This is a genomic window from Stenotrophomonas hibiscicola ATCC 19867 (assembly GCF_000382065.1).
Lineage (GTDB): Bacteria > Pseudomonadota > Gammaproteobacteria > Xanthomonadales > Xanthomonadaceae > Stenotrophomonas > Stenotrophomonas hibiscicola.
In genome coordinates this window covers 217,070-237,123 of the sequence record NZ_KB907504.1, presented here as the reverse complement: position 1 = coordinate 237,123, position 20,054 = coordinate 217,070, and the positions used below count along the sequence as shown (strand labels likewise).

15 protein-coding genes are annotated in these 20,054 nt (G+C 67.9%); 3 read left to right on the top strand and 12 right to left on the bottom strand.

Going from position 1 to position 20,054, the window contains the following annotated elements; translation table 11 throughout:
• Positions 1–75: 75 nt before the first annotated feature.
• The 3 genes from G370_RS0118760 to G370_RS0118750 all read right to left on the bottom strand — a co-directional run bounded on the left by G370_RS0118760 (position 76) and on the right by G370_RS0118750 (position 4,736).
• Positions 76–1,098 (bottom strand): ribonuclease H-like domain-containing protein, encoded by a 1,023-nt coding sequence (locus G370_RS0118760; RefSeq protein WP_019661966.1) that lies wholly within the window; start codon positions 1,096–1,098, stop codon positions 76–78.
• A complete protein-coding gene (locus G370_RS0118755; protein ID WP_019661965.1) occupies positions 1,095–3,584 on the bottom strand; it encodes a DEAD/DEAH box helicase in 2,490 nt (829 codons plus the stop codon). Before G370_RS0118755 ends, G370_RS0118760 begins: the two co-directional genes overlap by 4 nt.
• A gap of 93 nt (positions 3,585–3,677) precedes the next feature.
• Positions 3,678–4,736 (bottom strand): hypothetical protein, encoded by a 1,059-nt coding sequence (locus G370_RS0118750; protein ID WP_233653414.1) that lies wholly within the window; start codon positions 4,734–4,736, stop codon positions 3,678–3,680.
• 284 nt (positions 4,737–5,020) lie between these two features.
• On the opposite strand from G370_RS0118750, the gene G370_RS0118745 reads away from it, so the two are divergent.
• The gene (locus tag G370_RS0118745) at positions 5,021–5,539 is read left to right on the top strand and encodes a hypothetical protein (protein ID WP_019661963.1); all 519 of its coding nucleotides are present in this window, start codon (positions 5,021–5,023) and stop codon (positions 5,537–5,539) included.
• Positions 5,540–5,579: 40 nt separating this feature from the next.
• On the top strand, positions 5,580–6,254 hold the full coding sequence (locus G370_RS0118740; RefSeq protein WP_019661962.1) for a hypothetical protein: 675 nt from the start codon (positions 5,580–5,582) through the stop codon (positions 6,252–6,254).
• Positions 6,255–6,325: 71 nt separating this feature from the next.
• Here G370_RS0118740 and G370_RS0118735 read toward each other — a convergent pair whose 3' ends face one another.
• Genes G370_RS0118735 through G370_RS0118695 form a run of 9 tightly spaced genes read right to left on the bottom strand, consistent with a single transcriptional unit; the run spans position 6,326 to position 18,671 of the window.
• Entirely contained in the window at positions 6,326–8,134 is a 1,809-nt protein-coding gene (locus G370_RS0118735; RefSeq protein ID WP_019661961.1) for a hypothetical protein, read from the bottom strand.
• On the bottom strand, positions 8,131–10,293 hold the full coding sequence (locus tag G370_RS0118730) for a hypothetical protein (protein ID WP_019661960.1): 2,163 nt from the start codon (positions 10,291–10,293) through the stop codon (positions 8,131–8,133). Before G370_RS0118730 ends, G370_RS0118735 begins: the two co-directional genes overlap by 4 nt.
• Positions 10,290–11,411 carry a BatA domain-containing protein gene (locus G370_RS0118725; protein ID WP_019661959.1) on the bottom strand — a complete coding sequence of 374 codons (1,122 nt, stop codon included), beginning with the start codon at positions 11,409–11,411 and terminating at the stop codon, positions 10,290–10,292. Before G370_RS0118725 ends, G370_RS0118730 begins: the two co-directional genes overlap by 4 nt.
• Positions 11,408–12,304 carry a DUF58 domain-containing protein gene (locus G370_RS0118720; protein ID WP_019661958.1) on the bottom strand — a complete coding sequence of 299 codons (897 nt, stop codon included), beginning with the start codon at positions 12,302–12,304 and terminating at the stop codon, positions 11,408–11,410. The genes G370_RS0118725 and G370_RS0118720 overlap by 4 nt, the downstream gene beginning before the upstream one ends.
• Positions 12,305–12,311: 7 nt before the next feature.
• Positions 12,312–13,295 carry an AAA family ATPase gene (locus G370_RS0118715; protein ID WP_019661957.1) on the bottom strand — a complete coding sequence of 328 codons (984 nt, stop codon included), beginning with the start codon at positions 13,293–13,295 and terminating at the stop codon, positions 12,312–12,314.
• Between the two features lie 16 nt (positions 13,296–13,311).
• Positions 13,312–14,019 carry a DUF4159 domain-containing protein gene (locus G370_RS0118710; RefSeq protein WP_019661956.1) on the bottom strand — a complete coding sequence of 236 codons (708 nt, stop codon included), beginning with the start codon at positions 14,017–14,019 and terminating at the stop codon, positions 13,312–13,314.
• Positions 14,019–15,353 (bottom strand): TldD/PmbA family protein, encoded by a 1,335-nt coding sequence (locus G370_RS0118705; protein ID WP_019661955.1) that lies wholly within the window; start codon positions 15,351–15,353, stop codon positions 14,019–14,021. The genes G370_RS0118710 and G370_RS0118705 overlap by 1 nt, the downstream gene beginning before the upstream one ends.
• A 21-nt stretch (positions 15,354–15,374) precedes the next feature.
• Positions 15,375–17,009, bottom strand: coding sequence for a TldD/PmbA family protein (locus tag G370_RS0118700; protein WP_019661954.1), 1,635 nt, complete (start codon positions 17,007–17,009; stop codon positions 15,375–15,377).
• Positions 17,010–17,039: 30 nt separating this feature from the next.
• A complete protein-coding gene (locus G370_RS0118695) occupies positions 17,040–18,671 on the bottom strand; it encodes a TldD/PmbA family protein (RefSeq protein ID WP_019661953.1) in 1,632 nt (543 codons plus the stop codon).
• Between the two features lie 726 nt (positions 18,672–19,397).
• Between G370_RS0118695 and G370_RS0118690 the strand changes: the two genes are divergently transcribed.
• A complete protein-coding gene (locus G370_RS0118690) occupies positions 19,398–20,012 on the top strand; it encodes a DUF938 domain-containing protein (protein ID WP_019661952.1) in 615 nt (204 codons plus the stop codon).
• Positions 20,013–20,054 lie beyond the last annotated feature (42 nt).

The window sequence follows — 20,054 nt, the reverse complement described above, 5'->3', positions numbered from 1 at the left end:
CGGGCTCCAGGCGTGGATGGTGGCGGCAGTGTCACCGCTGCCACCGTCAGGGCATGTCAACGCTGCCCCGTGTCATTACTGCCCGACCAGCGCCAGTGTCTCGCGCTCGCGCTGTTCCTCGCGCACCAGCCGCTGCAGCAGCAAGGCCAGCGTCACCACGTCCTGATGATTGTGATCGGCCACCCGGCGCAGGTTCACGGCGTCGCCGCCACGCAGGAAGCGCAACCATGCTCCCGGTGCCTCCGAGCCCGGCAGGTCGTCCTCGCGCACCACGCGCAGCAGCTGGCGCTCGATGGTGGACAGCCTGCAGTTCTCCCAGGTGCCGCGATAGCGGCGACGGGTGGGGTAGAGCAGGTCGACGTGGTCCAGCGCGGTGATCGGATCGCGTTGGCGCGCCAGCCGGTAGCGCGCCTTCAGCAGCGGCGCATCGTAGCTGCGGCCGTTGTAGCTGCAGAACACGGTGGAGGGCTGCAGCCAGCTGGCGAAGGTGGCCAGCATCGCTTCTTCCGCAGCCATGGTGGACATCAGCAGCTGGCGGATGCGCAGGCCTTCGCCACGCTGCGGGCACACGTACCAGTCGGCCGCGCCGATCATGAAGGCACGCGTGCCGGTGCCACCGGCCAGGCCGGTGGTCTCGGTATCGAAGAACAGCAGGTCGCGCGCAGCTACGTGCTGGTCCTCGCGCTTGGCGAAGGCCAATGACAGCGGGGTGGTCGGGATTGGTTGCGGCTGCAGCGATTCGATCAGGAACAGGCCCGGTGCGATCTCCTCGCCGGGCAGCTGACGATCCTGTGCGCTGGCGCGTGCCGGCGTGGTACTGCCGCGGGAGCGCAGGCCGAGCAGGCGATGCAGGCTGCCTACTTCCGGCCGACGCAGCGGTACGGGTGCCGGTGCGGAGGCCGCAGCGCCGGTCGGCTTGTGGCGGATTTCCTGTTCGACCCAGGCGAACACCGAACGTTCGGCCGGTGGTTGCCGCGCATCGTTGGCGGCCACGGATGCCGGTGGCGCAGGGGGCACGTCCGGCGTGGCCGGTGTGCTCGCCTTCGGGTCGCCGGCCTGCTTCCGCAGCAGGCGCAGCTTGTCCAGGCTCAGGCTCACGGTGCCAGCAACTCCATCGGCTCGCGCGTGGTGATCACCACGTCGGGCACATCCTGGCAGGCGTCGGCATCGAACAGGTCGAGCACGCGCAGCGCCAGCGTGCGCGGCGAAGTCTCATCGTCTTCCTGCGCGGCCAGCACCGGGCCCACGCAGGCCGGGCAGCCAGCCTTGCAGTCGCAGCGCTGCACCAGTTCGCGCGCGCGCTGCACCAGTTCGGCCTGGCGTTGCCACAGCGGTTCGCTGAGGCCGACACCGCCGGGGAAGTTGTCGTACAGGTACACGGTGGGCACGAATTCCTGCAGCAGCTCCACTCCAGCGGGATCGCCCTCGCTGCCGCGCAGCTGGCCACGGCCGCTCTGGTCGGCGATCGCGAACCAGGAACCATCGCCGTTGCCGACCGACTTCTGCAGGTCGCGCGCATCGGCCATCACCGCCACGGTGGCGACGATGTGCAGCGCGTAGGCGGCGCCGAGGAAGCCATCCAGCGCATCCTGCTTGCTGGCGAAGGCGCGCAGCAGCAGCGCCTGTGGCAGCTGCCACCACACCGCCGTGGTGTGCAGTTCCTGGTCGGGCAGGTTCACCGGCCCGTAGCCGATGTTTTCGTGGGTGTAATAGCGGATCTTCTTGTAGCCGGCCACGCGGCGTACCACGTGCACTTCGCCGTGGTGCGAATCGCCACGGCCGGCCACGCCGCCATCGAAGCGGTCGAGCACCTTGAGCTTGGTGAAGTCGATGCTGTCGGTGTAGTAGTCCACGTGGGTGCGGGTGACGTAGGCCTTGCGGCCGTCCCAGTCCAGCGTCTCCACCTGGTATGGAGTGGACTGAACCATGTGGATGGCGCCTTCGTACAGGGTGAGTGCGGCGGCGGAATAATCGACCTCGGCGATGATCTGCTGGCGGCCATCGCTGCGGTCGACCACCACGAAGTTGCCGTCGGCCACGGCACGCAGGCTGACCGCATTGGCCGGATAGCTGTCGGCGATCCATTCCCAGCGCTCGCCTTCGCGATGGATGACTTCGGTTTCAGCCAGCGCTTCCAGGAACACTTCCGGATCGATCGGGCCGAAGCCATCGCCGACCCGGAACGGCAATTCAAAGGCCGCGCAGCGGATGTGGTCGAACAGGATCAACGGCTGGTCCGGCGCGATGCGCGCATGTTCGGGCGAGGCTTCGGCGAAGAAGTCCGGATGTCGCACCACGTACTGGTCCAGCGGCTGCGAACTGGCCACCATCACCCCCAGCGCGGGCTGCTGGCGGCGACCGGCGCGGCCGAAGCGCTGCCAGGTGGCGGCCACGCTGCCGGGATAGCCATTGAGAATGACCACGTCTAGGCTGCCGATATCCACGCCCAGTTCCAGCGCCGACGTGCTGACGATGCCGTCGATGTTGCCGGCGCGCATCGCACGCTCGGTCTCGCGCCGCTCGGTGGGCAGGTAGCCACCGCGGTACGCCCGGATGCGCGGCGGTTTGCGCGGGTCGTGGTCGAAGATGTCCTTCAGGTACTTGGTCAGCACCTCCACCATCAACCGCGTCTGCGCGAACACCAGGGTCTTCAGCCCGGACTTGATCGCGATGCGCGCGATGCGGTTGCTCTGCGACCGCGCCGAGGCGCGCAGGCCCAGGTCCGGATTGATCACCGGCGGGTTCCACAGCAGTACCTGTTTCGGTCCGCTGGGCGCACCGGATTCGATGATCGCGGTGACCGGCGCCTCGATCAGCGCCTCGGCATGCGCCTGCGGGTTGCCGATGGTGGCCGAGCACAGGATGAACTGCGGTTGCACGCCGTAGAACGCGCAGATGCGCTTGAGCCGGCGCAGCACGTTGGTGACGTGGCTGCCGAACACGCCGCGGTAGGTGTGTACTTCGTCGATGACGATGTAGCGCAGGTTCTCGAAGAACTGCGCCCACTTGGTGTGATGCGGCAGGATCGCCTGGTGCAGCATGTCCGGATTGGACACCACGATGTCGCCATGCAGGCGGATCGCCTGGCGCGCATCACCCGGGGTATCGCCATCGAAGGTGAAGGCCTTGACGCCCAGATCGCCAGCACGGTTGAGTTCCAGCAGCTCGGCCACCTGGTCCTGTGCCAGCGCCTTGGTCGGGAACAGGTACAGCGCCTTGGCCTTGTCCTGCATCGCCGCGCTGACCACGGGCAGGGTGTAGCACAGCGACTTGCCGCTGGCGGTGGGGGTGACGATGGCCACGTGCTCACCACGCTGGCTGGCCTCCCAGGCCTCGGCCTGGTGGCTGTAGAGCTGCTCGATGCCGCGTGCCTTCAGGGCCGCGGCCAGGGCCGGCGGTACCGCGTCGGGAATGGGGGCATAGCGGCCCTCGCGGCCGGGAATGGCAAAGCTGCCGGTGATGCGGTCCTGGTAGCGGCGCTGCAGGCGCGCGCTGAGCAGGGCGCCGTCACGGGCGGGCAGGCCATCGCGGGTGGCGAGCTTCTGCTCGGCATCGGCGGTGCGCTTGGCGAGTTCGTAAGCCATGGAAGAGGAAGCGGGGACGGATTGCGAGGGGTCACATGGCACCACATCCACGTCTCAGGATGTGAGACATCGCGCGCGAAGGGCGTGAACCGTTCAGTGCCACGGGTCCGGACGCTGCGCGATGTCCGCGTCAAGCGCCTCGCTGCGGCGGAGGAACTGCACCATGCAGATCACAATCCGCACCGCGTGCCAGCCCAACGCCAGCAATGCCACCGCCCCCCAGCCAGACGCAAGCGGCCAGCCCAGCTCCAGGCGCTGCGACCACGGCATCCAGGCGGCGCCGAAGACCAGCACGCACAGCAGCAGGCCCAGCCACGCCAGTTGCCAGGACCCTCCCGGGGGCGGATAGCGGCGTCGGTCGCTGGCCAGGCACCACGCCGTGCCAGCGCCCAGCACTGCGCCGTCACAGGCGCGCACATCCAGCAGCATCGAGCGCCTGCGGGAGAATGCCGCAGCGTGCTCCCATTCCGCTGGAAGCTGCACACGCCGGTCATTGCCCAGCAACCACACCCGTGATGTCTGGGCAGTACGCTGGTACGCGCGCAGGCGCCCGCGGACCCGCAGCACGCGCTGCGCTGTCGCAGGGCCGTTGCGGCGAGGGAAGCCCAGCCAGGCCGCAAGACCGGCGATGGCGAGCAACGGCATGGCGAGCAGGCCCGGGACGCCGGTGGCGGCCCACAGCGCCAGTGCGGCAATCAGCAGCGGGGACGGGCGCAGGCCGGGACCCCGTCGCATCGAGACTTCTTCGGGTGTCTCCAGGCGCTCGCCACAGACGCGGCTGGTGGCTGCATCCGGCCGTGCAGCAGCGATGGTGAAGCCATTGAGACGCACCACCATGGCCACGTGATCACCCAGTACCACGTCAGCTTCATTGTCTTCCGAGAGGTAGGGCCATGCCTGTCTTGGCACCAGCACGGGAATGCCAGCCAGAAAGCCGTCACCGACCGGGAAGCTGTTCCGCCACGCCCCGCCGGTGAAGGCGCCACTCAGCCGCTTTATCTGGTCGTCATGGTCGCAGCCGGTCAACGCGCGCACCGGTGCCAGTGCCATGTGTTCGTCCGCGCCCAGCGTCCGCAGCGTGCTGCTCCGGCGCAGCGAGGCGATGCCTGCGCGGACACGCGATGTCCATTCGGCTGCGGTCGCGATGACCATCAGGCACACGACCGCCAGACCAACCAGTACTGCCGCGCGCGACATCAGCAGGCGACTGGCCGACGCGGCGGGCGTGTGGAGGGAGCTGTCATCAAGGAGGGCCTTACCGGGAAAACCGCAGGATGCCGTCCCCGCGCCCCGAGGGGAATGAAGTTCGTTGCAAACTTCGGCGCCCAGGCCGCGCAGCGACGATGCGTGACACACCCTGAATGCCCCCGCCGATGCCAACGAAATCTGAAGCCCGCATCCGTATCCTTGTTCACTGGACGCAACCAACAGGGTGGATGGCTGTGGCACGACCGGGAACGCAGGGAGCACTGCTGGCCAGCCTGTTGCTGGCGGGCATCGCGCAGGCGCAGCAGGCAGCGCCGGTAGCGGTGTCCGATCCTGTGCCCGCTCCCCCTGCTGATGCCCCGGCAGCACCTGCCGCGCCGATCTCCACCACCCTGCCGCAGGACAATGTCACCACCCTGGGCGAAGTGCGTGCGCTCAAGCCCGATGACGAACCGCTGGACCTGTACCGCTTCAAGAATCCCGTGAAGTTCGGCGACAACCGCTTCAGCCGCGACTGGAGCGAACCGCCCTCGCCGGAGCAGGTCAGTATGGGCGGCGGCTACATCATGATGGGCGTGGTCAAGGGGGTGATGGCGGCGGCCAAGGGGATCAACAAACTCACCGGCGGACCTGCGCAGATCCAGGCCGCCGTGGCGCGGCCACCGCCCGAGCTCAGTGCCGAACAGCAGCAGCGTGCGCTGCGGTTCTCCCAGGAGCAGGATGCCGGTGATGCACCGCCGGTGAAGTAGGGCGGTATATTCTGCCGGCTCCTCCACCGGTAGTGCTGCCATGTTCCTGCGTTCGATCTGCCTGTTGGCCGCCTTGCTGCCGGTCTCCGCCTTCGCGGATGGCATTGCCGATGATGGCGCCTGCCGCAATGGTGCGTTTCCCTCCGGACAGAGCCGGTTCGCCCTGGCGCGGGTGGTCGATGCGCCCCGTCTGTATCTGCTGGGTGACATGGACGGCTGCCCGGCGAAAGGCGAACCGGCCTGCCGCCAGCGCAGCTATGTGGTCAATGGCGATACCGTGGTGACCGGGCGTGATCTCGGCCGCTATCGCTGCGCGTTCTTCCCAAACAAGGTGGGCGGCAGCGCCGGTTGGGTCGACCGCAGCAAGCTGCAGGCGTTGCCGGTGGTCGTGCCAGCGCTGCAGGATTGGGCGGGCGAGTGGAAGGATGGCGACAACGGCCTGAAGATCCGCGTGCAGGGCGGGCAACTTCATGTGGAGGGTGACGCCTACTGGCCCTCAGCCAACCCCACGCCGGAACAGCGTCCCTACGGGCCGAACATGGGCCAGGTGGAAGCCCGGGCGACGCCGCGTGGTGCTGATGTGGAATTCGTCGAGGACACGTGCCGGGTGCGCGTGCATTCGCTGGGCGAGGTGCTGATCGTGGCCGACAACAGCGAATGCGGTGGCATGAACGTGCGTTTCAACGGTGTGTACCGGCGCGCCGGAAAACGTTGAATGGCGCATGAGGATTGGGGCCAGTAGATCCACGCCACGCGTGGGTGCTGCCCGCGATTCAATCGATGCGGTCAGCGCCGCCGCTCCAGCCACCACAGCAGCGAGGCGCACAGCACGAACGCCAGCCACCACGGCCAGCGCGAGCCCGGCACGGGTTGCACCACCGACGCGTCTGCCAGCGTGCTGGCAGCCAACGCCCGCGTGGTCGCATCGATCATCACCTGTCGATGCAGCGTCGGTGCATCCTTCGGGTCGAACACATAGCGCCAGACAACGCTGTCGCCATGCTGCAGGCGTTGCCAGCCTGCCTCACGGGGCCACCAGCCGGCGCAGCGCAGCGCCGACGCCGTGCCATCGACGATCAGGGGCACGTCGTCGCCGCGTTTGTTGAAGGCCTGCAGTGGTGCCTGCACACCGCACAGCGCCTGTCGTTCACCTGCCCAGGCGATCGGCTGCGGTGACCACAGTGCATCAGCGCTGTCCTGCGCGCGTGCCAACGTGGCCACCGCGTCGCTCCAGAGTTCGCCGTGACGGTCATCGCGGCCGGCCAGCACCCAACGCCAGCTGTCGGTGATGGGCAGCAGGCCGATGCGGCCCTTGCCGACCGCGCGCCAGCCACCGATGGCATTGCCGGCACGATCGTGCAGCAGCGCGTTGCTGCACGGCGGCTGCAACGCCAGTGCTTCAAGCGAAGGCAGCGCGGCACTGTGCGAGCTGCGGTCGGCCTCTTCGCCGTAGCCGGTGGGCAATGTGCCGGCGGCGAGCGGGCCACGGCGTGCGGCGAGGATCGCGCCTTCGCCATCGCCGGGAAGTTCAAGGGTGCGGCTGCTGCCATCACCCTGCACTGGCAGGCCCAGATCGCGCAGGCGCTGGCGTGCACTGGCCGAAGGTGCGCCCGCACTGCGTACCAGCACACCCAGTCCATCGCGCAGCGCCTGGCGCACGGCGGCCAGCTGGCCCGCACTCAATGCTACGAGGCTGCGCTCGTCCAGCAGCAGCAGATCGCTGCGCGTGAGCGATGCTGCATCAATCGCCACCGCGCCATCGCCGATGCTGAGTCCGGCCCCGGTATCCGCCTGCACCTGCACACGGATGCCGGCATCGGCTGCCCAGCGGCGCAGGTACTTCAGCTCTGGCCCCGGCGCGCTGGCGCGCACCAGCAGGCGCAGCGGTGCGGACGGCAGGGTCTGCTGCGGCACCGGTAGGCTGTCCACCACATGGCCGTCGGCATCGAGAAGGCGCAGCTGGAACACGCTGCGGCCTTCGGCGCGGGCGATACCACTCAGCTGCACGCGGCCGTCGTCGGCAACCTCCGTGCGATCGACCACGCTGCCGGCCGGGTCGAGCAGTTCTGCTTTCGCCTTGGCCACGCCACGCGCCTGTGCCTGCACGTCAAAGCGGGCACCGGGTGCGACATCGGCCGGTGGTTGCAGCGCGATCCAGCCGCGCGGCTCCGGTGCAGCCTGCCAACGTATATTCGGTGGCAGCAGCGCGTCGCGGTCCCGTGCGGCCAGGCCCGCACCGACCAGCGTCAGCGTGGAGGCTGGATGCTGGCGCAGCGCGGTGGCCAGGTCGGGTACGCGCTGTGCGCCGGGCACATCGGCAGCTTCGGGTAACAGTAGCAGTGGGCCTTCGCTGGCCGGCAGTGCGCCAGCCCGGTCGGCATCGATTCCCAGCACGACCAACCCGCCTGCGGGCTGCTGGCGATTGGGGGGTAAGAGGCAGAAATACAGCAGCATGGCAGCGGCGATCTGCAGCGCGATCACGATCCACCTGCGGCCTAGGTGCGTTGTGCTTCCACGCAACTGGCGCACGCTGGCGATGACCACGACCACAGCAAGTGCCAGCGCAATCCACAGGTTCGGGCTGGAGGGGGTCATGGCTGCGCCTCCAGCGCATCCAGGTAGCGCTGGCCCATTGCATCGGCCGCACCGCGCCGCATCGCCTGCGGCAGCGGACGCTGCAGCACCCGCCACAGCTGCGCACGCAGGCGCAGGCGGCAGTCGTGGCAACCGGGCTCGATGCGCAGCTGCTCGATGGCGGCGGCCAGATCCAGTGCATCGGGCAGGTAGGCGGCGTTGCGCTGCTGCCAGGTCGTGAGCGCATCGAGATCCGGTGCGCCGGTGCCATCACCGAGGCGCTGCCAGGCCTCAACGATGGCCGGATCCGGCGGCGTGCGCGCGGCCAACGGCAGTTCACGACTGGCCAATCCGGCGCGATCACCGCCGAGGCGACGGCCTTCATCAATCGGTGGCAGCTCCGGCCCGACCCGGGCCAGATAAATGCGTTCGGCCTGCTGCACCTGCTTGATGAAGCCCAGCGCCTTGTAGGCGAAGGGCAATGCCTGTTCCGGACGGCCCTGGCGCAGCTCGCCTTCGGCCGACCACATCTGGTCCAGCGCGGCCTTCAACGTGGCGCGGGTCTGCGGATCGAGCAGGGTCGCCGCCTCGGCGTGGTCGTGGGTGTGGCCATACTCGGAGAGCACGTCGGTGTCGCTGCCGAACACCGGTGGCGTATCGGCATTGGTCGGCTTGCCGCCGTGATCATGGTCATGCGCGTCGTGCGCGCCGGCCTCGGCGCCATGGTCGTGATCGTCGTCGTGGTCGCCGGCGGCCGGCGTATCGCTGGTGGGCAGGTCGCTGGTCGGCGGTGGCTTCGGTGCACCTTCGCTTTCCTCGCCCAGGAACTGGCCGTAGCGCAGGCGCAGGATGCGCTGGTCGACACCGATCGCATCGCTGCGCTTCACGAAGTCCTCGGCGGCCAGGCTGCGTCGCTGCCGGATCAGCGCTTCGGCATCGATGATGATCTGCCGCTGGCTGCGGAAATACGCAGGCAGGGTCTTCTTGATGCGGCCCTCGAGCTCTGCACCGAGCGCGACTTCGGCGCTGGGTAGGCGCAGGATCACGCTGCTGCTGCGCCCGGTCTGCGGCGTGGGTGCATGGTTGTCGCGCACTTCCAACTGGGCGATCACATCGTTGCCGGGCTGCGCGCCCAGCGCAGCCAGATCCAGGGTATGGGCGAAACGTCGCGCGGTGGCTTCGCCGCTGCCGGCAAGCGTGATGCCGCGCTTCACGAAGGTGATGTTCTCCCCGCTGCCCTGGGTGGTGGTGATCGACAGCGTTGCCTGCGCCGCGACACCGTAATCGTCGTTGGCTTCGAAGCGCAGTGCCCACTGTCGTTGCCCCGGCGTGCCCAGCACCAGGCTGGCCGTGGGCTCCAGTACGCGCACGCTGGGTGCACGGTCGGCCACCACATCCAGCCGATGCAGGCGGGTCTCTGCCAGTGCCGGTTCGCTCACCACGCGGTACAGCACCGGCGTGCGTGCAATGTCCTGTGCCTGCCACTGTCCTTCGTGCTCGCTCAGTGGCAACCTGCGACCATCGTGGAACTGCAGCCATGCCTTGTCCGGTGCGCGGTCGAAGCGCAGCGACCAGGACAGTCGGCTGTCGGCGGCGACCTTGGCGTCCAGCGCATTCTGGGTAAGCGTGGCCTGGCCGGTATAGGCCGGTGCGTCGATGTGCAGGCGGGTGGACTGCAGGCGTAGCGGGCCTGCGGCGGCCGTGCTGCCTGGCGCTGAGGTGCGGACTGGCGCGGAACCGGGGTTCGAACGTGGCCAGCCGACTGCCAGCACAACAATGGCCAGGCCCGCGATCCAGCACAGCGCCAATGCCCCAGGCGGCCAGTGTGGACGCAGCTCCGGCATCGCGCGTTCCAGCGTGGCCAGCACATGCGCACGCTGGCGCTGCTGCAGCGGATTGAGCGTGGCGGCATCGGCGAACAGCAGATCGGCACTGTCCTCGCTGGCACCGCTGCCATCAAGGTGGCGTTGCAGCCACTGCCGGTCCAGTTGGCGGGCGTGCGCAGTGGCGAAGCCCACACACGCGAGCAGGCTGATCGTACCGACGACGCAGGCGATATCGAAACCTGCCAGACGCAGGGCCAGCCCCGCCGCAGCCAGCGCCCATGGCAGGCCCAGCAGCAGGGTGATGAGCGCACGGCGCCGGCGCGCACGTTGCCAGGCGTGCTGCAAGGTATTCATGCGGCCACCCTGCGGCGGGCGCTGCTGGCCATCCAGCGTTCCAGGGCGAACAGCAACACGATAGCCAGCAACAGCCAAGGCGTCGGCTCACGCAGCGGTGGTGTTGCAGCAGGCAATGCGGCCCGCTGCGGTGCCTGGTCACGTGCATCGCCCAGGCGCGGAGCCGTGGGTGGCTGCAGCGCCAGCAGCAGGGCACGCGGCAACTTCGGATCGCGCAGCGCGGCGTTGCTCGTGGTATTCCAGTCGCCCGGCAGCGCCAGCAGATAGCCGTGGCCGACGCGTTGTTGCCACAGCAGCGGTGCGCCCTCCGCGTCGCGCAGCAGGATGCGGGCGTCGGCAGCAGGCTTGCCGGCAGTCATGACAAGACCGCCGTCACGCAGCCACGCCTGCCAGTTCGCCGGCAGTGCATCGCTGCGGCTCCACACACCAATCTCGCCGCGCTCCGGCAGGGCATCTCTCGGCAGCGGAGCGAGCGGCGACGGCACGCCCCACGCGCGCTGCACTGCGTTCAACCATCGCTGGGCGGCGGCCGGCGCATCGCTGTGCACGCGCAGACGCGGCATCGCTGCGGCACCCGGTTGCGCAGCGACCGGCATCGGCTGCGGGCGCCACTGCACCTCGCGCGACAGCTGCAGGCGAGCGCCATCCAGGCCGGGCAGGGGATCGGGAACGTGCACGGTCAATGCGGTGCCCGCAGGCAGTTGTGCGTCCAGTTCGCGCAGCAGGCTGGGCAGGGACGCCGTGGACGCAGGTGGCACTTGATCAATGGCCGGGAAGCCGGGCGCCAGCCAATGCCAGTTGCCCGCTTCGGCGGTGCCACGTAGTGCGGTCGCGTCCAGCCCTGGAGCAACGACCGTCCACGCAATGGGGGCTGGCGCAGGCCCGGTCAACGCAGGTCGTGCCAGCAGAAAGGCCAATGCAGCCAGCAACAGCAGCCGCACCAGAAGCAACGGCCAGTCATCGAAGCGGATGCGCTGGCGCGGCCGGATCTGTGCACGCAGCCAGCGCAGCGCGGCGAAATCCAGTGGCGTATACGGATGGCGTCGGGCCAGGTGGATCAGCAGCGGCAGCAGCCCTGCGGCGAGCGCGGCCAGGCCGAGCGGGAACAGCAGGGTCATGCACCGCCCCCACGGCCGAACAGCGCCTGCAGTGCCTGGTCCAACGGTTGGTCGAGCCAGCCGGTGGCACTGGCGATGCCACTGGACCGCAGGCGCGCATGCAACGCGCTGCGTGCGTCAGCGAAGCGCTGCAGGTAGTCGGCGCGGATCGCCGCGCCGTCGCCCAACAGTTCCTCGCCGGTCTCCGGATCGCGGAAGCGGTGGCCGGCGTCGAACGGGAAGTCACGCTCGTCGGCGGTGAGGATCTGCAGCAGTGCCACTTCGCGGCGTGCGCTGGCCAGCTGTTCCAGCAGCACAATGCCGGCCTCGTCAAAACCGTCGCCGATCGCCAGCAGCAGGTCGCCCGGGCGCACGCGTTCCCACAGCGGCCGAAGGCGATCGGCCGCAGGCCAGGCGCCGCGCGCCTGCAAGGCATGCAGTTGCAGATGCACGCGATCACGCTGGCGTGCGCCGTTCGCCGCGGGAACCAGCCGCAGGCCATCGCCATTGATCGCCAGCAGGCCGAAACGGTCGCCCTGCTGCAGCGCCAGTTCCACCACGCAGGCGGCCACGCCGCGCATGTGATCCAGGCGCGTGCGCTGCGGTGCCGCGCGATCGGCCTGGCCGGCCGAGGCGGTGGCATCGAGCAACAGCCAGACCGTGATCGGGCTTTCGCGTTCGGACTCGCGCACGAAGAAGCGATCCGAGCGGGCGTATAGCTTCCAGTCGATCTGGCGCAGTTCGTCTCCCGGCTCGTAGGCACGGTACTGGGCGAACTCGAGGCCGGCACCGCGGCTGCGGCTGGCGTGCTGGCCGATGCCACTGGCACCGCTGGCCAGGCGCGGCCGCAGCCGCAGCAGGCGCAGGCGCGCACGCAAGTCCGGTGGCAAGGTCAGCGGGGTACCGGCGTTCACGCGTGGCTCAACCCGGGAACGGCACGGCCTGCAGCAGGGCAGCGACCACGTCGTCGGCACGCTTCTGCTCGGCTTCGGCGGCGAACGACAGCAGCAGGCGATGGCGCATCACCGGTGCGGCCAGTACCTGCACGTCCTCGCGGGTGGCGGCGAAGCGGCCCTGCAGCAGTGCGCGCGCTTTTGCCGCGAGCACCAGCGACTGGCCGGCGCGCGGACCGGCGCCCCACTTCACCCACTGGTTGATCGCTGCCGGTGCGCCTTCGCCCGGCCGGCTGGCACGCACCAGGCGGGTGATCCAGGCCAGCACATCGGGGCTGACATGCACCTGGCGCACGGCCGCCTGCAGTGCGGTCACCGCTTCGGCATCCATCACCTTCGGTACCGCGTCGGTGGTACCGCCGGTGGTCTGTTCCAGGATCTGCCGCTCCTCGTCTTCGCTGGGGTAATCCACCAGCACGTGCAGCAGGAAGCGGTCCAGCTGTGCCTCCGGCAGCGGGTAGGTGCCGGCCTGCTCGATCGGGTTCTGCGTGGCCAGCACGAAGAACGGCGCGGGCAGCGCGTAGGTGGTGCCGGCGTAGCTGACCGTGCGCTCCTGCATCGCTTCCAGCAGTGCGGCCTGGGTCTTGGGCGGGGTACGGTTGAGTTCGTCGGCCAGCAGCAGGTGGGTGAAGATCGGGCCCTGCTGGAAGCGGAAATGGCGATGGCCGGTGCCGTGGTCTTCTTCCAGCAGCTCGGTGCCGAGGATGTCGCTGGGCATCAGGTCGGGGGTGAACTGCACGCGCCGGAACTGCAGCTCCAGCGCCTGCCCGAGCGAGCGCACCAGCAGGGTCTTGCCGAGCCCGGGCGCGCCTTCCAGCAGGCAGTGGCCGCCGGCCAGCAGGCCGATCAGCAGCTGCTCGACCACGGTGTTCTGGCCCACCACTGCGCGTGCAAGCGCGGCGCGCAGCGCATCCAGGCGCGGCAGCAGGGAATCGAGGTCGGGGGAGGTCATGGGCGTGCAGGTCCTATCAGTTGTTCAACGCGTACATCACGATGTTGACGCCGAAGCGGGTGTTGTCTTCGGCCAGGAAACGCTTGTTGCGCCAGTCGTAGTCCCACTCGCAGCCGTAGTCCTTGTTGCTGTAGAGCAGCCCCAGGCGGCCATCGACCTCGATGCCCTTCAGGTAGTCGTGCACCAGGTCGTCGCCCCAGCCGTTGAGTTCGAAACTGGTGGCGGGCGGGCCGTCGGGGAAGCGGAAGAAGCTGCGGTACAGCGGGTGGCTGTTGGGCAGCTTCTGCAGTGCCTTCGGGCCGAACAGGCGACCCATCTGCGCCTCGAACGAGGTGGCGAACAGGCCATCGATGTCGTGGTTGCAGTCGTCCACGAAGACGAAGCCGCCATTGCGCACATAGCGCACGAAGTTCTGCCGCTCGGCGGCATTGAACTCCACCAGCGTGTGGCCGGCCAGGTAGCAGAACGGCGCTTCCAGCATGCGCGGGTCGGCCAGTGCCACCACGTGCTCCTGCGGGTCCACGCGCAGCGAGGTGTAGTCGATCAGCGAGGTGATCAGGTTGGACGGCATGCGCGCGTCCACGTCCCAGTCACCGGAGTCGTACTGCAGGCGGGTGAACCAGAAGTCGTAGCGCGAACTGCGCGGGCCTGCCTGTGCCCAGGCCGGCAGCGCCGCCGCCGAAGCGGCAGCAGCCAACCAGCGCAGGCAGGCCCGGCGATCCATCAGACCGCGTCGGACAGCGAGGTGAAGGTGAAATCGCGCAGCTTCATTGGCGGGATCATCATCACGAAGCTGGATTCATCACCGGCCACGCGCACCGGCCTGCCCAGCTCTTCGATGTTGTTGAGCATGATCACCGGCGATTCGTTGAAGCGGAAGTTCTTCACCGGATGCTTGATCTGGCCGTTCTCGATGTAGAAGGTACCGTCGCGGGTCAGGCCGGTCAGCAGCACGGTCTGCGGATCGACCATGCGGATGTACCACGTGCGGGTGACCAGGATACCCTTCTGGGTGCCGCGTACCAGCTCGGCGGTGCTCTTGTCGCCACCACTCATCAGCAGGTTGCCCGGCGAGGCCTTGGCGGTCTTGCCCTGCTTCTGCGCCCAGAAACGCGAGTAGTCCAGGTTGGCGATCCTGCCGTTCTCGATGATCGCCATGCGTTCGCGCGGCAGGCCTTCGTTGTCCCACGGCAGCACCGGCGCCTCCGGATGCCACGGGTCGGCGATCATGGTCACGCGCGGGTCGTAGACCTGCTCGCCCAGCTTGTTGCCGCCACCCTTTTTTGACAGGAAGCTGCGGCCTTCATCGGCCGAGCGTGCGCTGAAGAAGTTCATCATGAAGCTGATCAGGCCTGCCGCCGCGGCCGGCTCCAGGATCACCGTGTACTTGCCCGGTTCCAGCGCCTTGGCTTCGGCCGATTCGGTGGCCTTGCGCATGGCGATGCGGATGTCCTGGTCGGCCTTGAAGTCGGCGGCATCCTTCAGGTTGCGGCCGACCCAACCCGAACCGCGGCCATCTTCGGTACGCACGGTGCAGGTGTAATCGAAGTTGGTGGTGCGCTGGTAGGCGAAGTTGCCGTTGCTGTTGGCGGTCGCCTGGAAGCCCTGGCCGTCCTCGAGGAAGCCGGCGGCAATGAGCCCGTTGCCACGGCACGGGGCGATCGAATCGGCGGCAACCTTCGCGCGGAAGGCCGGATCGATCGCGGCGGTGGATTCGCTGAAGGTCGGGCTGGGACGGTAGCTTTGCTTGCCGATGGCCGGCATGAACTCCGGGTTCTCCGGGGCCAGGCGCGCCAGGTCTTCAGCACGGCGCACCACGCGTTCCAGCGCGGCGTCGTCGAACTCGTTGATCGAGGCGGTGCCGACGCGCTTGCCGAAGGCGACGGTGACCGCCAGCTCGGTGTTATCGACGATGCCGCTGGTGGAGACATTGTTCAGCGCGAAACGGATGTTGCCGCTGATCGCGCCGGACAGCACGGCGGTGCACTCGTCGGCCTTGGACAGGGCGATGACCTTGTCGAGGATGGCCTTGGCCTGGGCTTCGGTGAAGATACTCATGGTGTAAGGGCTCCTGACCGATCAGCCGAGGCTGCGTGCGGTGTTGATGACGTTGATGCCGTTGAAGCGCGCGGTGGACGAACCGTGCGAGACCGCCGAGACCTGGCCCGGCTGGCCCTTGCCGTCGAAGAACGAACCGCCCAGGCGGTAGTCGCGCTCGTCGGCCACGGCGGTGCAGGCATTCCAGAACTCCGGCGTGCGGATCTGGTAGGCCACGTCTTCCAGCATGCGGGTGATCTGGCCGTTCTTGATCTCGTAGAACAGCTGGCCGCCGAACTGCGCGTTGTAGCGCTGCTGGTCGATCGAGAACGAACCGTCACCGATGATGTAGATGCCGTTCTCCACGTCCTTGATCAGGTCGGGCACGCTCAGCGGCTTCTTGCCCGGTGCCATCGACACGTTGGCCATGCGCTGGAACTGCACGCTGGACCACGAGTCGGCATAGCAGCAGCCGTCGGACTCGCTCTTGCCGAGGATGTGGGCCTGGTCGCGGATGGTCTGGTAATCCACCAGCTTGCCGTTGCTGATCAGGTCCCAGCGCTTGCACTTCACGCCTTCATCGTCGTACGCCACCGCGCCCAGACTGCCCGGCTGGGTCTTGTCGGCGAAGATGTTGACCAGCTCGCTGCCGTACTGGAAATGCTGTTCGCGCTTGTCCAGGGTGGCGAAGCTGGTGCCGGCGTAGTTGGCTTCGTAGCCGAGCACACGGTCCAGCTCCAGCGGGTGGCCGATCGACTCGTGGATGGTCAGCCAGGTGTGTGACGGGTCGAGCACCAGATCGTACTTGCCCGGCTTCACCGACGGTGCCTTCAGCTTTTCCTGTGCCTGCCTGGCAGCGGCGACGGCGTCCTCCTTCATGTCGTAGGAGGTACTGTAGTTGACCACGCCATTGGGGCTGTGCACCTTGCCGGCGGCGGCGCCATCGAGGTACTCGTAGCCCAGCCCCATCGGCGAGGACAGGCCCTCGCGGGTGCGGAACTTGCCGCTGGACTTGTCGATGGCGGTGACCGTCATCGGCGCCCAGATGCGGTGCACGTCCTGGTCGATGTAGGAGCCGTCGGTGGAGGCGAAGTACTTCTGCTCGTTCACCAGGAACAGCATCGAATTGACGAAGCTGGCGCCGGCACCCATCGCCGCGGCGTTGACGTCCAGCAGCAGATCGACCTTTTCCTTGATCGGCACCTCCATCGCATTCTTGCGGATCGGCGTGCGCCAGCTCACCTCACCCACACCCGGCGCCTTGGCCAGCTGCACCGGCGCGGTCTGCACGCCAGCATTGGCCTTGGCGATCGCCGCGGCCTGCTGCGCCGCCTTGGCCACATCGGCGGTACCCAGCGCATTGGTGGCGGCAAAGCCCCAGGCGCCGTTGACGATCACGCGGATGCCCACCCCGGTGGACTCGGTGTTCACCACGTTCTGCACCTTGTCTTCGCGGGTGATCACGAACTGCCGCAGGTAGCGGCCGATGCGCACGTCGCAGTAGGTGGCGCCGGCGCTGCGTGCGGCCTGCAACGCAGCGTCGGCCAGGCGCTTCTTCAGCGCCGGGTCCAGGCTGGACTGCAGCTGCTCGGCGGCGATCACCTTGCCGAAGAAGGAGGGCACGATCAGCCCGCCCGCGGTAAGCCCGGTCAGGGCCAGGAAGTCACGTCTTTGCAAGGCTGCTCTCCATGTCGAAGGATGGGTGGCTCAAGCGCCGAGACTGCGCGCGGTGGTGATGATGTTGATGCCGTTGAAGCGGGTGGTGGACGAACCGTGCGAGACCGCCGAGACCTGGCCGGGCTGGCCCTTGCCATCGAAGAACGAACCGCCCAGGCGGAAGTCGCGTTCATCGCAGATGGCGGTGCAGGCATTCCAGAATTCCGGCGTGCGGATCTGGTAGGCCGCATCCTCAACCATGCCGGCAATCTTCCCGTCCTTGATCTGGTAGTACAGCTGGCCGCCGAACTGCGCGTTGTAGCGCTGCTGGTCGATCGAATACGAACCGCGGCCGTGGATCCAGATGCCGTTTTCCACGTTCTTGATCATGTCCTCGACACTGAGCGGCTGCTTGCCCGGTGCCAGAGAGACATTGGCCATGCGCTGGAACTGCACGCTGGACCAGGAATCGGCGTAGCTGCAGCCGTGCGATGCATCGCGGCCGAGGATATGGGCCTCGTCGCGGGTGGCCTGGTAGTCAACCAGGATACCGTCGCGTACGAGGTCCCAGCGCTGCGTCTTCACCCCTTCATCGTCGTAGCCGACGGCGCCGAGGCTGCCCGGCTGGGTCTTGTCGGCGAAGAAAGTGACGATGTCGCTGCCCCAGCGGAAGCCGGCATCGCGCTTGTCCAGCGTGGCGAAGCTGGTGCCGGCGTAGTTGGCTTCGTAGCCGAGCACGCGGTCCAGCTCCAACGGGTGGCCGACGTTCTCGTGGATGGTCAGGAACAGGTTGGACGGGTCCAGCACCAGGTCGTACTTGCCCGGCTTCACCGACGGCGCCTTCAGTTTCTCGCGCGCGTGGCGGGCGGCGGCGATGGCGTCTTCGACCGGGTCGTAGGAATCGCGGTAGGCGGTGATGCCGCCGGGCAGCTGGACCTTTCCACGCGCATCGCCATCGAGGAACTCGTAGCCCATGCCCATCGGCGAGGAGAGGCCGGCGCGGGTACGGAACCTGCCGCTGGCCTTGTCGATGGCGGTGGCGGTAAACGGCAGCCAGATGCGGTGAATGTCCTGGTCGATGAACGAGCCGTCGCTGGAGGCGAAGTACTTCTGTTCGTTGACCAGGAACAACGTGGAATTGATGTAGTCGGCGCCCGCATCCAGCGCGGCGGCGTTGAGCGCCAGCAGCAGTTCGACCTTGTCCTGGATCGGCACCGCCATGGCGTTCTTCCGCACTGGCGTCTGCCAGCGCACTTCGCCGACCGACGGCGTCGGCGCCAGCTGTACCGGCCGGGTCTGGATGCCGGCATTGGCGCGGGCGATTGCCGCTGCCTGCTCGACCGCGGCGCGCACGGCGGCCTCGGTCTGCTGATGGGTTGCAGCGAAGCCCCACGCGCCATTGACGATCACCCGCACGCCCACACCGGATGATTCGCGGTTGGTCACATTGCCGACCTGGTGTTCGCGGGTGATGACCGACTGGTTGAGATAGCGGCCGATGCGGACATCGCAGTAGCTGGCCTTGGCGGTGCGTGCGGCGGCCAGCGCGACCTCGGCCAGACGCCTGCGCTGGGCGGTGTCGACCGGGGCCAGCAACTGCTCGGCGGCGATGGCACGGGAATGCGGCAGCAGCAGGCCCGCCAGGCCCAGACCGGAAAAAGCCAGGAACTCACGTCGTTGCACAGCGTTTCTCTCTCTCTCGCTTGCGTGCGGCCGACAATGGGTCGAGCCGATCACGTCAACTTCTCGACTTTCGCCAGCGCGGCGCGTCCGGGCAAGTGACTGCAGTCATGGTTGGTGGGGGTTTCGGCAGGGCTTGCAGCCCTGCACCTGCTCAATGCAACGGCCAAAGCCAGAGCCAGAGCCAGAGCGGCATTCCGTGGGATGGCGGGGCGATGTCGGATTGCGGGGACGCCGCAAGTACGTCCGTGTAGGCTTGGCAGCCGCTTGCTCGTGTGCGCTTTCCTGCGCACACGGCAAGACCGGGATTGGGCGTCCTGCCCAACCCGCCCGAGGCATGCCTCGGGCCCATGCGGCTGACACCCCGCAATCCGACACCGCCCCACCTTCGACAGGTTCACTCGGCTGTTGGTAGGTGTCGACCTTGGTCGACACGTCTGTCAGATATCGAAATGTATCCGGGGTCAGATCCAACAGACCGCAGAAAACTGTCGAAGGCGGGGTGGGTCCGGTTGCGGGGGCGTGAGCGCCATGGATGGCGCGACCGAGCCTACAGGGACGTATTTACGGCGTCCCCCGCAATCGGACCCACCCCGCCAACCCACAGGAAGTCCGCTTTTGACGTTGCTTCGGCCTTTGCCGTTGCTCCTGCGGGTGCAGGGCTGCAAGCCCTGCCGAGCAACACCCCCTCGTGCACAATGGGGCCGACCCCGCCTGGACACCGTCCTGATGTCGAGCAAGCCGTATTCAGAAGCCTGCGAACGCAACCGCGAACCCATCGCCGCCGCGCTCGACCCGTGGATGGGCGACCGCCACCGGGTGCTGGAGATCGGCAGCGGCACCGGCCAGCATGCGGCCTTCTTTGCCGAGCGCTGGCCCTGGCTGCGCTGGCAGCCCAGTGATCATCCGGACCACCTGCCAGGCATCGAGGCATGGCGTGCCGAAACGGCATTGCTGAATCTGCTGCCGCCGGTAGCGCTGCAGGTGGAACTGCCGCCAGCGCCCGGCCTGAACCTGGCACCGGGCAGTACGTTCGATGCCGCATTCAGCGCCAACACCCTGCACATCATGAGCTGGGCACACGTCCAGTCATTGTTCGCGGCGCTGCCGCCCCTGTTGCGCCACGGTGCGCTGCTGGCGGTGTATGGCCCGTTCAACTACGGCGGCCGCTACACCAGCGACAGCAATGCGCAGTTCGATGCCTGGCTGAAGGCACGTGATCCGCGCAGCGGCATCCGCGACAGCGAAGCGGTGCAGGCGCTGGCGGCCGACAACGGATTCACCCGGTTGGGCGATGTGGCGATGCCGGCCAACAATCGCCTGCTGCTGTGGCGGCTGGGGTAATCCATCGGTAGTGCCGGCCGCTGGCCGGCAACCGATTGCCGG

Bases quoted from the DNA above. Each gene is read 5' to 3' on its own strand.
- G370_RS0118755 (WP_019661965.1), bottom strand. From the start codon at position 3,584: ATGGCTTACGAACTCGCCAAGCGCACCGCCGATGCCGAGCAGAAGCTC.
- G370_RS0118750 (WP_233653414.1), bottom strand. From the start codon at position 4,736: ATGGTCATCGCGACCGCAGCCGAATGGACATCGCGTGTCCGCGCAGGC.
- G370_RS0118745 (WP_019661963.1), top strand. From the start codon at position 5,021: ATGGCTGTGGCACGACCGGGAACGCAGGGAGCACTGCTGGCCAGCCTG.
- G370_RS0118740 (WP_019661962.1), top strand. From the start codon at position 5,580: ATGTTCCTGCGTTCGATCTGCCTGTTGGCCGCCTTGCTGCCGGTCTCC.
- G370_RS0118735 (WP_019661961.1), bottom strand. From the start codon at position 8,134: ATGACCCCCTCCAGCCCGAACCTGTGGATTGCGCTGGCACTTGCTGTG.
- G370_RS0118730 (WP_019661960.1), bottom strand. From the start codon at position 10,293: ATGAATACCTTGCAGCACGCCTGGCAACGTGCGCGCCGGCGCCGTGCG.
- G370_RS0118725 (WP_019661959.1), bottom strand. From the start codon at position 11,411: ATGACCCTGCTGTTCCCGCTCGGCCTGGCCGCGCTCGCCGCAGGGCTG.
- G370_RS0118715 (WP_019661957.1), bottom strand. From the start codon at position 13,295: ATGACCTCCCCCGACCTCGATTCCCTGCTGCCGCGCCTGGATGCGCTG.
- G370_RS0118710 (WP_019661956.1), bottom strand. From the start codon at position 14,019: ATGGATCGCCGGGCCTGCCTGCGCTGGTTGGCTGCTGCCGCTTCGGCG.
- G370_RS0118705 (WP_019661955.1), bottom strand. From the start codon at position 15,353: ATGAGTATCTTCACCGAAGCCCAGGCCAAGGCCATCCTCGACAAGGTC.
- G370_RS0118690 (WP_019661952.1), top strand. From the start codon at position 19,398: ATGTCGAGCAAGCCGTATTCAGAAGCCTGCGAACGCAACCGCGAACCC.